The sequence below is a fragment of the Nostocoides jenkinsii Ben 74 genome, from assembly GCF_001046875.1.
GTDB lineage: Bacteria > Actinomycetota > Actinomycetes > Actinomycetales > Dermatophilaceae > Nostocoides_A > Nostocoides_A jenkinsii.
This window is the reverse complement of record NZ_HF571038.1, coordinates 1,436,462-1,449,842: the sequence shown is the minus strand read 5'-3', so window position 1 is coordinate 1,449,842 and position 13,381 is coordinate 1,436,462. Positions and strand designations below refer to the sequence as shown.

General features: G+C 68.1%; 9 protein-coding genes and 1 pseudogene. 5 read left to right on the top strand and 5 right to left on the bottom strand.

Annotation, left to right across the window (positions count from 1 at the left end):
• Window positions 1-83 precede the first annotated feature (83 nt).
• A complete protein-coding gene (locus BN13_RS06645; RefSeq protein ID WP_048545447.1) occupies window positions 84-761 on the bottom strand; it encodes a response regulator in 678 nt (225 codons plus the stop codon).
• 103 nt (window positions 762-864) lie between these two features.
• A complete protein-coding gene (locus BN13_RS06640) occupies window positions 865-2,289 on the bottom strand; it encodes a cytochrome P450 (protein WP_048545446.1) in 1,425 nt (474 codons plus the stop codon).
• A gap of 151 nt (window positions 2,290-2,440) precedes the next feature.
• On the opposite strand from BN13_RS06640, the gene lysX reads away from it, so the two are divergent.
• On the top strand, window positions 2,441-5,764 hold the full coding sequence (lysX, locus tag BN13_RS06635) for a bifunctional lysylphosphatidylglycerol synthetase/lysine--tRNA ligase LysX (RefSeq protein ID WP_048545445.1): 3,324 nt from the start codon (window positions 2,441-2,443) through the stop codon (window positions 5,762-5,764).
• Between the two features lie 54 nt (window positions 5,765-5,818).
• Here the strand turns inward: lysX and BN13_RS06630 are convergent, their stop codons facing one another.
• Genes BN13_RS06630 through BN13_RS06620 form a run of 3 tightly spaced genes read right to left on the bottom strand, consistent with a single transcriptional unit; the run spans window position 5,819 to window position 9,331 of the window.
• Window positions 5,819-6,553 carry a sulfite exporter TauE/SafE family protein gene (locus tag BN13_RS06630; protein ID WP_048545444.1) on the bottom strand — a complete coding sequence of 245 codons (735 nt, stop codon included), beginning with the start codon at window positions 6,551-6,553 and terminating at the stop codon, window positions 5,819-5,821.
• 40 nt (window positions 6,554-6,593) lie between these two features.
• Window positions 6,594-7,985: an NAD(P)/FAD-dependent oxidoreductase gene (locus BN13_RS06625; RefSeq protein WP_048545442.1), complete on the bottom strand. Its 1,392-nt coding sequence runs from the start codon at window positions 7,983-7,985 to the stop codon at window positions 6,594-6,596.
• A 56-nt stretch (window positions 7,986-8,041) separates the two neighbouring features.
• The gene (locus tag BN13_RS06620) at window positions 8,042-9,331 is read right to left on the bottom strand and encodes a DUF4921 family protein (RefSeq protein WP_048545440.1); all 1,290 of its coding nucleotides are present in this window, start codon (window positions 9,329-9,331) and stop codon (window positions 8,042-8,044) included.
• Between the two features lie 68 nt (window positions 9,332-9,399).
• Here BN13_RS06620 and BN13_RS06615 point away from each other — a divergent pair, with 68 nt between their 5' ends.
• The 4 genes and pseudogenes from BN13_RS06615 to BN13_RS19945 form a co-directional block, all read left to right on the top strand.
• A complete protein-coding gene (locus tag BN13_RS06615) occupies window positions 9,400-9,828 on the top strand; it encodes an antitoxin Xre/MbcA/ParS toxin-binding domain-containing protein (protein WP_084733610.1) in 429 nt (142 codons plus the stop codon).
• Between the two features lie 12 nt (window positions 9,829-9,840).
• A complete protein-coding gene (locus BN13_RS06610) occupies window positions 9,841-10,398 on the top strand; it encodes an RES domain-containing protein (RefSeq protein ID WP_048545438.1) in 558 nt (185 codons plus the stop codon).
• 140 nt (window positions 10,399-10,538) lie between these two features.
• Window positions 10,539-12,566: an acetoacetate--CoA ligase gene (locus tag BN13_RS06605; RefSeq protein WP_235433959.1), complete on the top strand. Its 2,028-nt coding sequence runs from the start codon at window positions 10,539-10,541 to the stop codon at window positions 12,564-12,566.
• 65 nt (window positions 12,567-12,631) lie between these two features.
• A pseudogene (locus tag BN13_RS19945) lies at window positions 12,632-13,381 on the top strand (hypothetical protein); the annotation flags it as partial.

Below are 13,381 nucleotides of genomic sequence, written 5' to 3'. Positions count from 1 at the left end.
GTCGACCCATAGCGGGCACGTCGACCCATAGCGGGCACGGATATTGGAGCCCGGCCAGCCCCTTCGGCTCGACGATCTGAGGCTCAGAGATCCAGGTCGGGCTCGGGCGGATCGAGATAGCCATCCGCAGCCGCGGCGCGGAGGGCATCGGCCGGACCGTTGACGGGTCGACCGAGGTCGCGATAGCGCGCACAGATGCGGTTCAGATAGGTCACGACCGTGGACATGGCGATGGGCGGGTCCATCTTGCTGCCGATGACCTTGCGGGGGAGTCCGCTTTCGAGCAGCTCGAGGACCTCGCGCTCTCGTTTGGCCAGATGCGGAGCCATGCGGTCGTCGTTGACCAGCAGATGTGCGAGTTCGCTGGAGACCGCAAAGTCGCCCGCGTGGACCTGGCGCAACACATCGATGATGGATTCAGGTGCATCTGACTTCAGGATGACCCCTTGGGCCCCCGCCGTCACGGCATCACGGATCGGGATGGGCCGGATATCCGAGGTGAGGATGACGCTGCGGATGTCCTGCTCCGCGAGCCAGGCGATGCCGTCCCCGGAGGTGCTGTCGTCATGCAAGTGGAGGTCATAGAGCACGACATCGGGTGCGACGGGGCTCGACTCCAGCAGTGCCCGCAACGTGTCATAGGACGATGCCGAGCCCAACCACTCGAACTCTGGACCGAGTCGGGTCAGGATCGCGGCGATTCCCTCGACGACCACGGGGTGGTCATCGACGGCGGCCAGTCGGATCGTCTCGGTGGTCACCCGGCTTGTCCCCAATCACTGGTCGTCGCGAGGGATGGCGACGTCCCATCATTGAACTCGACGGCACGCCGCGGCGCGAGTCCTCCCAAACAAGGGCACTCGCCTAGGCAGTCAGGCCCACCGGCGAACACACCCTTGGCCGGGCCTGGAGGGTGAATCCCTTGGGCATCAGCGTCAGGCGCTCGGTCACCTTCAACTCATAGCCTGGGTCCGCGACCAGGTCGAAGCGGTGCAGCAGGCGCGCCAACACCAGCACCGCCTCGTGTATGGCGAACTGCCGCCCGATGCACGCCCGCACCCCCGCGCCGAACGGGAGATAACTGTGGGCGGGGCGGGCCCGGACCCGGTCCGGGAGGAAGTTGTCGGGATCGAACCGGTCGGGGTGGGCTCCCCATACGGTGGGATCGCGGTGGACGCTGGGGAGGAAGACGATCACCCAGTCTTGCGGCATCATCGCGTAACCGCCGAGTGTCGTCGGCTGCCGCGGCGAGCGGGTGAAGCCGGGCGCCGTCGGCCACAGGCGCAGAGTCTCATCCAGCACGCGGCGCAGGTAGCGAAACTTCGGGACCTGCTCGAAGGTCGGGCGGGCGGCCGGGTCCGGGCCGAGGATCTCGTCGGTCTCGGCCTGCGCCTTGGCCATCACCTCCGGGTCGTGACTGAGGAACCACAACGCGAACGACAAGGCGCCGGACGTGGTTTCGTGACCGGCAGTGAGGAAGGTCAGGATTTGGTCGCGGACATTCGTGACGTCGAGCCGGGCTCCCGACCCATCCTGAGCCGTATGGAGCATCCGCCCCAGCAGGTCCTCCTCGCCGTCGTGGCGGGGGCCGAGCGCGAGGCGAGCCGTGATGATCGGATCGATGACCGCATTCAACCGGCGGCTGATGTCGCGGGCGCGCCGGTTGTGCACGGCGCTGACGAGTCCGCCTAAGGGCAGAGCCTGCAGAGCCGAATTGAGCGAGGCGTGTCTGAGGGAGTCGACCATCGCCACGACATAGGGATCGGTCCCGCTGGACTCGAACGTGCCGAAGCTGTGGCCGAAGGCAGTACGACCGATCGTCTCCAGCGTCATCCGAGTCAGGTCATCGGCCACCGACACGGGGCCCGCCGCGGACGCCCACTTCTCGACCAACGAATCGGCCACCGCGTTCATCGTCGCGTGATAGCGGCGCATCGCAGGCTTGGTGAAGGCGGGAACGAGCAGGTCGTGCGCCACGGCCCAATTGCGCTCATCGGTGTAGGCCGTGAACAGCCCGTCGCCGGCAAAGACGCGCAGCGCGTGGACCGACGGGGCGAGCGCCTTGTCGAAGGTCGTGTCGTCGCTGACCTGGGCACACAGGTCGGCGCTCAGGACGAAGACGAAGCGTTCCCGGTAGGCCTTGAACTCCACCAAGGGCGGCAGGTCGCGGCTGCGGGCGAGCAGGTTCTGCACGGGGGTCGTGGGGTCGGCATCCCGCTCGATGTCGCCGACGATCCGTCGCCGGCCGGGCGGGTGCGGGAGGCGTTGCCCGGACCAGGAGTTGCGCATCGTCCCATGATGGCGCAGGGGTCCGGTTGCTGCAGCGGTCGCAGGCCCCGGCTGTCGGAGACCCTGGCTGTCACCGGCCCCGGCTGTCGGCGGCGCCGGCAAGTGGGCACCCTCAGCAAGCGCACAGCCGCACCTGGCATATTCAGACGACGTGAGCGGACTCGGTTCGGCAACGCAACGTCAGTCCGCCCGGCGTGTGCTTCGCGGCACCCGGACCTTGACAACCATTTATGGGTTGGCCACGGTCACCTCGCTCTTCATGACGCTCCTATTGCGGGGCGCGGCCCGACAGCCGACCTTGGTGGAGAACCTCTTCGGACTGCTCAATGTGCCCGTCGCCCGCAGCTGGGTCTCGGTCGTCGTCCTCGCACTGGTGACGCGAGCCTTGTTGGGGCGCAAGCGGTTTGCGCTGTGGCTCGTCGCCATTTTCCAGGCGTATGCCGCATTCCTCGGCATCATCGCGCTCCTGCACTTCGCGCGGATGCCGATCCCGGTGCCGTGGGCGGCCCACGACGACCTCGGCCGCGTCCTCGACATCGTGTCGCTCGGGATCAGCGCCATCGCGCTGTGGTGGCTCTGGCACATCCGCTCGGCCTTCCCCGGCCGCCTGGTTCCCGGCTCGTGGCTGCGCGCTATCGCGGCCCTCGTCGTGGGCGGCGGCGTCACCCTGGCGGTGACCTGGGCGTGCCTGGAGATTGTGCACAAGGAGGTCACGCCCCGTGGTGTGGTGGTCGCCGTGCTGGCCGCCCTCGGCGACCCGGATTCGGTCCGCCACGGCCGGTTCGCGGCCGTGCCCGGCTGGGTGCTCGACGCCACCGCGATCCTCCTCAGCCTGACGATCATCGCCGCGGTAGCCCTCTTCCTCGGGGCCGCCCGGCACCGCACCCGGTGGTCCGGGGATCGGGAGGTCGAGATTCGGCGGCTCCTCGCGGCATACGGGGAAAATGACTCGCTTGGCTATTTCGCGACCCGTCGCGACAAGGACTCCTTGTTCGCCGCCGACGGTGAGGCCGTCGTGCTCTATCGTGTCATGGCGGGCGTGTCGCTCGCCTCGGGCGACCCGATCGGGCGCCGGGAGAGCTGGCCCTCGGCGATCGCCTTGTGGCTCGCCGAGGCACGCGAATATGGCTGGCTCCCAACGGTCCTCAGCGTCAGCGAGGAGGGTGCCAAGGCGTATGCCGCGGCGGGCTTCTCCGTCATTGCCATGGGTGACGAGGCGATCCTCGATCCGGCCCGCTTTGACTTGCGTCGCGCGTCGATGACGCCCGTGCGGCATGCGGCGCAGCGTGCCGCCCGGGCAGGTCTCACCGTGACCACTCACCGCCAAGGGGACCTTGCTCCGGAGGTGTTGCACGAGATCCTGGAACGCGCGGAAGTATGGCGCGGGGACGAGCCCGAGCGGGGCTTCTCGATGGCACTCAACCGCGAGGCCGACCCGGCCGATGCCCGCATTCTGTTTGCCACGGCGCGCGAGCCGCAGGGGAGCCTGGTCGGGTTGCTGTCTTTCGTTCCGTGGGGGCGGGCGGGGATCTCGTTGGACTTGATGCGGCGCTCGCCCGAGGCGCCGAATGGGGTCACCGAGTTGCTCGTGGCGCGCGTGATGGAGGACGTGTCGGGGCTCGGCATACGTCGGGTGTCCCTCAACTTCTGCATGTTCCGCGCGATCTTCGAGGACGCGACCCGGGTCGGCGCCGGCGGCATCACCCGCTTCAACGCCTCCGTCCTCGGCTTCTTCGATCGTTTCTGGCAACTCGAACGCCTCTATCGGTCCAATGCCAAGTTCGAGCCCGCGTGGTTCCCGCGCTTCCTGTGCTACCAGGACGCAATGTCGTTGCCGCACGCCGGGATTGCCTCCGCTTCGGCGGAGGGCTTCCTGCCGGCGCCGCCGTTCGCGCGCTTCTCGGGCGCGGGCGGCGGGATGTTGTCGGCGAGCGAGTTGGCCCAGGTCCGGGCGCTCGCGACGACTCCGGCCGCCGCAGCGGGCGCGATCGGTCCGCGACGGGGGGATCAAACCCGCCATCGGTATGCCGTGCTCGCCGACCTCGAGCGCGACGGCATCAGCGGCTACCCGGCCGCCGAGGAACCCCGGCCGACGCCCCTGGGCGAGTTGCCGGCGACGTGGTCCGAGGCGACCGAACTCGTCGTCGTCGGCCGGGTGCGCCGGGTGCGCGACCACGGGGGCGTGCTGTTCGTCGTCCTCACCGACGGCGGGCGCAGCATCCAACTGCTGCTGGACGCGGCCACGCTGGGGCGGGCTGCCCTGCGCCGTTTTGCCCACCTGATCAGCGGCGGTGACCTCCTGCGCGTCACCGGACGCCCCGGACGCTCGCGGACGGGCACGCCCAGCCTCCTCGTCGACGAGTGGACGATCGAGGCGAAGGCGCTGCACCCCATACCTTTTGAGGCGTTTGAGGATCCCGAGACGCGGTTGCGGCAGCGGTCGGTGGATCTCATCGTCCACCCTGAGCAGGCCGATCTCCTGCGGCAGCGCTCGGCCGTGGTCCGGGCGGTGCGCGCGAGCCTGGATTCCGCGGGCTACCTCGAGGTCGAGACGCCGATGCTGCAGAGCGTCCACGGCGGCGCGACGGCGCGGCCCTTCCAGACCTTCAGCAACGCCTATGGCGTCGACCTGTCCCTGCGAATCGCGCCCGAGCTGTATCTCAAGCGGCTGCTCGTCGGCGGACTCGGCCCGATCTATGAACTCGGCCGCAACTTCCGCAACGAGGGCGCGGATGCCACGCACAATCCGGAGTTCACGTCGCTGGAGGTCTATCGGCCGCACGCCGACTACGTGACGATGCGCCACCTCACCGAGGACCTGATCCGGTCCGCAGCCTCCTCCCTGTATGGCGCGCCCCGCCTCCCGATGCCCACGCCTGCTCAGGTTCGCGGCGGGCTCGCGGGAGTCGACTTCGTCGACGTGTCCGGGGAGTGGGCGTGCGTCCCTGTCCTCACCGCGGTGAGCGAGGCGGTGGGCCGGCCCATCACCATCGACACCGACATGGACATCCTGCTCGACCTGGCTCGCACGCATCACATCCCGGTTCGCGACGCGATGGGTCCGGGGGCGCTGATCGAGGAGTTGTATGCCGAGTTGGTCGAGCCGCACACGACCACCCCGACGTTCTATCTGGACTTCCCCCAAGAGACTTCGCCCCTGACCCGCCCGCACCGCACGTCCCCCGGCCTGGTGGAGCGGTGGGATCTGGTGATCGCCGGAATGGAGGTGGCCACGGCATACACCGAACTCACCGACCCGGTTGACCAGCGGCAGCGGCTGACCGAGCAATCGTTCAACGGCGCCGGCGGGGACGTGGAGGCGATGGAGGTAGATGAGGACTTCCTCGTCGCGATGGAGTCGGGCATGCCCCCGACGGGCGGGATGGGTATGGGGATCGACCGCCTGGTCATGCTCCTGACGAACACCTCCATTCGGGGGGTGCTGTCGTTCCCGTTCGTCCGGCCCCGGGTGTGATTGCTCTGTCTATGTCTCTCTATTAATGCATCAATATTATCGGATATTCAGCGATCAGGAGCGGATGAGCAGGCCGATGGCGGCGACTGCCGAGGCCAGCAGGATGGCGATGTCGAAGACGCCCTGGCTGATCCGCTTGATCGTCGCGTAACCCACCCACGCGCCGACCAGGATGGCGGGGGCGAGCATGGCGGCGCGGCTGAGGTCGCGCCAGTGCAGTAGGCCGAGCCCCAGCGAGAAGGGCACCTTGGACAGGTTGACGATGAGGAAGAACCACGCCATCGTGCCGACAAAGCGCTTCTTGTCCACGCCGGACGCGCTGAGGTAGAGCGTCATGACGGCCCCCGCGGCGTTGGCCGTCATCGTGGTGAAGCCGGCCCCGGCCCCCGCGCTCCAGGCCGCGATCGGATGCTCGTGCGCGCGGGAATCGCCCTGTGTCGGACGGGCTTTGAGCCACAGTTGGAGCGCGACGAGCACCAGGATGACCACCGAGATCGAGCGCTTGAGGAAGGTGTCGTCGACGATCCGCAGGAAGGCAGTGCCCAGGGCGATGCCCACCAGCACGGCCGGCATCAGCCGCCGGATGAGCGCCCAGTCACCGTCGTGCCGATAGTGCCAGCAGGCAATGACATCGCCCACGATCAACAGGACCAGGATCGCGGCGGTGGACTCCTTCGCGGGCAGGATGTCCGCGAAGATCGCCACGCTCAGCACGGCCAGCCCGCCGAGGGAGGTCTTGGAGAAACCGATGATGAGCGCGGCCAGCACCATCAGGATTGCCGTGCTCATCACGTGCCTCCGCTCACCGGGTGAGCGGCAATTATCCCGATCAGGCGGCGTCGGTGCCCGCGCGCTTCGCCGCCGAAGCCTCGATCTCGGCAAGCCGCTCGATGGCCTGGCGGCCAAAGACCTGCTGCTCGGTGATCGTGCGCTCGGCCCGCCCACGACCGATGAAGCTGACCGCCCAACTGATCAATGACGTCAGCCGGGACTTGAAGCCGATGATGTAGACGAGGTGGACGGCCAGCCAGGCCAGCCACGCGATGAAGCCGGTCAGGCGGATCGAGCCGATCTCGGCGATCGCGCGGAATCGGGAGATGGTCGCCATACTCCCCTTGTCGAAGTAGGTGAACGTGGCCCCGGTCGGCTCGCCCTTGAGGTGGCGGCGAATCTCCTTCGCGCTGTGGCGCGCCCCCTGGATCGCGACCTGAGCCACTCCGGGCAGCTTGTCCAGCGTCATCATGTCGCCGACGACGTGGATCTCCGGGTGGCCGACGAGGGTGAGGTCGGGTTGCACGGGGATGCGCCCGGCCCGGTCGACCTGGACGCCGACCTGGTCGGCGAGTTGCTTGGCGAGCGGGCTCGCCGCGACGCCTGCGGCCCAGACCTTGGTGACGGCCTCGATGCGCTCGTCGGTGGTCGTGCCGTCGGCGGCCTTTCGGCGCACGGTGATACCGCGCTCGTCGACGCCGGTGACCATCGCCTCCAGCCGCACGTCCACGCCGAGCTTCTCCAGGCTCTTCTTGGTGGCGTCCTGGAGCTTGGGGTGGAAGCTGCCGAGGACGCTGGGGGCGGCGTCGGCGAGGATGATCTTGGCGTCGGCGGGAGAGATGTGCCGGAAGTCGCGGCGCAGCGTCCGGTTGGACAACTCGACCAGTTGCCCGGCCATCTCGACTCCGGTGGGGCCGGCGCCGACCACCACGAAGGTCATCAGCGGACCGACCTCGTCGTGGCGGCCCTCCTTGGCCGCCACCTCGGCGAGCTCGAAGGCCCCGAAGATCCGGCCACGCAACTCCAGGGCGTCGTCGATGCTCTTCATACCCGGGGCGTACTCGGCGAATTCGTCGTGACCGAACCAGGACTGCGCAGCGCCCGCGGCAACGATCAGATAGTCGTAGGGCTGGGTGAACTGCTCGCCCACCAGGGAGGCCGTCACGGTCTGGGCGGTCACGTCGATCGCGGTGACCTCACCGAGCACGACGGTGGCGTTCTTCTGCTTGGCCAGCACTTCCCGCGTGGAGGGGGCAATCTCGCCCTGCGACAGGATGCCGGTGGCGACCTGATAGAGCAGCGGCTGGAACAGGTGGTGGCTTGTCTTGGCGATCAGCACCACGTCGACGTCGTCCTTGGCGAGGGCGCGGGCGGCGAACAGTCCACCGAATCCCGAGCCGATGATGACAACGGTGGGTCGCTTGGGTGAGGCGGTGCGCGCACTGTCCATGCCTAGGGCAACCGGGGGTCAGCGGCAGTTGTTCCGGTCTTCGAGAGTGAGAGCAGTCACGGCAGGTGCACGTCGCCGAGGTCGCCGCTGACTCGAGCCTGGTGGAGCTTGCCGCGCACCCGCTCGGCCACGGTCCACGGGTCGATGGTGTTGACGAACACATTCGTCCCGCCCTCGAAACCCGCGGGCGTATTGATGCGCCACTTGATGACGGCGCGCAGCGGCATGGGCAAACCCGGCATGGTGTGCGGTTGGTAGTGCCACTCCTCGTTCGTGGGAACGAGCGGGCCCGTCGCGAAATGGCAGGCGTGCACCAGGTCGGACCAACCCCGGATCACCTCGGGCGGCAACTCCCACGGAATGCCCTCGACCTTGGTGTAGATGTCGATGCCCGGGAAGCGATGACCCACGCCGGCGAAGGCGATGGCATGGGCGTTCTCGGCGATGACCAGGCCGTGTTGGCGAGCGAACTCCGGTCCCCACCGACGGTAGAGATCGGGATCGGCGCGCACACGGCCATACTCGATGCTGTTGCGTTGTCCGATCTCGTCGATCGCGACGACCTGCTTGTGCAGGTGCTCGAAGGACGCGCCCGCGGGGGCCAGCCAGTTCTGGAAGATCGAGACGAAGTGCGCGTGCGGATTCTCCAGCGCTTGAGCGTGCGCGCTGGCGATGGTCGCGCTGAGGAAGCCGGCGTGCTCATCGGGGATGAGTTGGCCGGATGAGCAGAGGTGGTCGGTGCGGGTCGCGCCGTCGACGTAGTGGCGGCGGGCCACCACGACATCATGTGCCCCGGCGAAGAAACTCCCCAGGATTGCGGGGTCCAGGGCGGCGATCTGCTCGATCGACGTCGGCAGGCGGGCCTCGGCTAGGCCCATCGCGGCGAGTTTGACCCGGGCCATGCTCAGCACGTGCGCGCGACCACCGTCGGTCTCGAGATAACGCCGTTGGTGCGCGGTCGCCTCGGGATTGCCGGTGTAGCCGTAGTTCCGATGCCAGAAGTCAAACGACAAAATCTCGAACAGATTGGGTATGCGGCGGAAGTCCGCCGCCGCCCCGGTCACCTCCTCGAAGGTGAGCCCCGCGTCATACCGGTATGCCGTGCCCGCCGCCGTCCAGCGGCCACTCTCGGGGGTGGTCTCGGCATACCGCTCCTCGCAGAAGGCACACCGCCGCGTCGCCTCCCCGGGCTCCAGGTCGCGGACGTCGTTGACCACGGTCGGGAAGGGGCGGTGGCCCCGGCCAGGAACAGTCCAGACCTCGGTGCCGGAGAACGGGTTTATCTGCTTAACGGTGCCGTCGGCCATGCGGACCAGCGGTTCGCGGGACTCGTCGATCCGGTCCATGGGGCCAATCTAGACGTGCGCCACTGCCATGGCTCGCAACAATCACGTTGCGGCGGTAGAGTTTGGTTATGAGCATCACGGCGCGGTCCCGGCGGAAGGCGGGTGGGCATGCGCGCGCGACGCCGCAGGGGCCGGTCGCCATTCATGTTCAGGGGGCGCCCGTGCCGGTCATTCCGTTTCGCACTGAGGCCCTGATTCAGTATGTCGGCTCGGTCACGAAGGTTGCGGGCCTCCTGGGTGTGGACAAGTCTCAGCCAACGCGCTGGCGCACCGGTCAGGGCATGCCCTCTCCAGAGAAGGCGAGACTCCTCACCGACTTGGAGCACGTCTATTCCCGTGCCGCGATGATCTTTGAGCCGCGCGTGATCAACGACTGGATGACGGGTTCCAACGCTTATCTTGACGGCGCCCGCCCCATCGATGTGTTGACGTTACGAGGGGCGTCGGAGGTCCTGGAGGCGATCGATGCCGCCGAACAGATCGCCTTCGGCGGTTGAGCGTCTCGACGAGTGCTCCTGTATCGCGTCTTCCCGTATCTCCCGGGCGCTAGTCCAGGCGAGCCGGGCTCGCCGACGTATCTTCATCGCCCGCAAGGGCGCAACCGCCTCGACAATCAGGGCGTTTACGACACCTGGTACTTCGGGTTGAGCCCTGCCGCGGCCATTGGCGAGGTGTTCGGCGATTTCGTGGAGTGGTCGGCGGAGATGTTTCTACTCCCCGCCCTGCCGGGATCCGTGAAGGCTCTGGGCATCTATGAGGTCGACGACGACATTGGGGTGCTCGATCTGGACGACGCCCGGAATTTGCTGGCTCGTGGCCTGCGCCCGACCCAGGTGATCGGGCGCAACCGACCCGTCACCCAGGAGTGGGCTCTCAGCATCTATCGCGAGCAGAAGTGGGCCGGGGTCCGGTGGTGGTCCTACCAACGGCCGCACTGGACGATTTATTGCTTGTGGGTGCCGGTCGGTGATGACTGCCCGGCAACCTTCCTCAGGATCGACGATCTGGACACCTCGCACCCCTCGGTTGTCGACGCTGCCAACTCATTGGGCAGGCCGATCGCATGACCAGCGCTCGTTTTCGAGAGGGGGAGGCGCCGATGCCCCAGCGGGGGGCGGAAGGGAATGTCGGTCGGCGGCATTAGCCTGCTGGTGTCGGTGGCCGGGTGTCGGTTACGCCGGCGGGATCAGCCAAAGGAGGAGTTCCCGTGCCCGATTCTGTGTCTCGTGCAGAAGGCGTGTCGTCGGACGCCGGTGCCTTGTTGTGGTCGCCCGGTCGGGAGTTCACGGGGAGCGATCTCGACCGGTTCACCCGGTTCGTGGAGGCGCGCACGGGCCAGGCCTTCCCGACGTATGCCGCGCTGTGGGCCTGGTCGGTCGGCGATCTCGCCGCGTTCTGGGCCGCCGTCTGGGATTTCTACGAGGTCACGGCGTCGGCTCCCTATTCCGCGGTTTTGGATGACGGCGAGATGCCGTGGGTTGGCTGGTTCCCCGGTGCCCGGGGTAACTATGTCGACCAGGTCTTGCGGTGGCGCGAGCGGCCGGGGCCGGCGATTGTCGCGATTGGTGAGTCCGGCGATCGGCGCGAGATCGGGTGGGTTGAGCTTGCGGCCGAGGTGGCCGGGTTCGCCCAGTTCCTGCGGCGATCGGGAGTGCAGCCGGGCGACCGCGTCGTCGGTTATGTCGGCAATGTGCCCGAGGCGGTGGTCGCCTTCCTGGGTGCGGCGGCGGTCGGGGCGACCTGGGCCGCGTGCGGGCTCGACTATGCGGTGGGGGCGGCCGAGGACCGGTTGGGGCAACTTGATCCCGTCGTGCTGGTGGCGAGTACAAGCTCGGTTTTCAACGGCACGAGGCACGATCGGGTCGAGGCGGTGCGGGAGCTGGTGGCGCGATTTCCCACCGTGCGCACCCTGGTTGTCGTCGACGGGGTTTGCCCGGACGGCCTGCGCGCGGGGGTCGAGGCGCTGCCCTGGGCGACCGCTGTCGCCGACGGGTCGGGCTTCGTCAGCGCGCAGGTGCCCGCCGAGCACCCGCTGTGGGTGCTGTTCTCCTCCGGCACGACTGGTCTGCCGAAGGGGATCGTGCACGGGCACCTCGGCGTTGTGGTCGAGCACCTGGTGGCGGTCGGCCTGCAGTCCGGGATTGGGCCTCGGTCGCGCTTCTTTTGGTACACCAGCACCAACTGGATGATGTGGAACTTCCTGGTCGCCGGGCTGCTGACGGGGGCGACGATCGTCCTCTATGACGGCAGCCCGACCACGCCCAACCCCGACCGGATGTGGGAGGTGTGCGCGGCCGAGGGCGTCACCCACTTCGGGACGAGCCCGGCCTACCTGCAGACGTGCATCAAGGCGGGTCTGACGCCCGGGCGCGACCACGACCTCGGCGCCCTGCGCATGGTCGGGGTCACCGGAGCGCCGCTGCCAGCATCGAGTGCCGAATGGATCATGGCCGAGGTCGGCGACCGGATCCAGATCAACTCGATCAGCGGCGGGACGGACGTCGTCTCGGCTTTCCTCGGTGCGGCGCCCAATCTGCCGGTGTATGCGGGGGAGTTGTCGGGCCCCTATCTCGGCACCGCGGTCGATGCCTTTGATGAATCCGGGCAACCGGTGCGCGGAGACGTGGGTGAACTCGTGCTCACCCGGCCACTGCCGTCCATGCCAGTGTCGTTCTGGAACGACCCCGGCGGGGCGCGCTACCACGACGCCTACTTCGACACCTACCCCGGAGTGTGGCGGCACGGCGACTGGGTCACGTTGACCGATCGGGGCACCGCGATCATCCACGGGCGCTCCGACTCCACGCTCAACCGGCACGGCATCCGGATGGGCACGGCGGACTTGTATGAGGCAATCGAGTCGCTCCCGGAAGTTCGCGAGGCGCTGGTGATCGGCTGTGAGCAGCCGGGCGGAGGCTATTGGATGCCGCTGTTCGTGGCCCCCGCCGACGGGGTCGTCGTCGACGACGACCTTTGGCAGGCCATTCGGGAGGTGGTGAGGACGCGGGTTTCCCCGAGGCACGTCCCGGACGAGGTTTACGCGGTGGCGGCCATTCCCCATACGCGCACGGGAAAGAAGCTGGAGGTGCCGGTCAAGCGACTCTTGCAGGGCGCGGACCTGGCCAAGGTCGTCAAGCCCGAGGCGGTCGACGATCCGAGTCTTCTCGATTTCTATGTCGCGCTCGCCGCCCGCCGCGCCTCGGATGAAACGACAGCGGGGCGGCATACGTCGTAGGTTGGTCAACAACGATCCGTGCGGCCGCTGGGGATGGCGACGGCACGGCTTTGGAAAGGGAAATGATGAAACCGAAGCGTCGCGGGCTCGGTGCGCTACTGAGCGGCCTGATCCTGATGTTCATTGTCGCGCCGGCGGTGTTCGGCGTCGGTGCGTGGTATGGCGTGAAGAAGCTCGCCGATGTTGCCGACAGCGCCGTCTCAGTCAGCCAGGGCGGCACCATTCGCCTGGCGTCGGGCGATGAGGCCCTGATCATGGTCGACACCGGCCCGGCCACCTCCACCGGCACCTCGCTCGACTCCAACGGCGGGATGACCTTGGAGACCTGCGCCGTCACGAGTCCGGGCGGGGAACTCTCCGCCACCGGCGGGACGGGCCTCCACATCGACTACCAGGGCCGCAGCTATCGCAGCGCCGGCGTCTACAAGGCCAACACCGACGGCGACGTGGTCATCAACTGCGCGGCTGGACCGACCAAGGTCATCACCGGTGACGCTGTGGGCAGCCTCGCCGGGGGCGCGCTCATGCCGTTCCTGCTGAGCTTCGGGCTCGCTGCTCTCGCCGGACTCCTCGGCCTCATTCTGGCGATCGTGGGCATCGTGAAGCTGGTTCGTTCCAACCGCGAGCGCACGGCTTTCGCGACGGGCGGCTACCAGCAGGGCTACGGTCAGCCGGGTTATGCGCCGCAGCCCGGCTACGCCCAGCCGACGTATGGGGAGCAGCCGGGTTATGCGCCGCCTCCGCCGCCGGGGACGGCCAGCCAGACATACCCCCCGCCGCCGGGGACGGCCGGCCAGACAAACCCGCCACCGCCG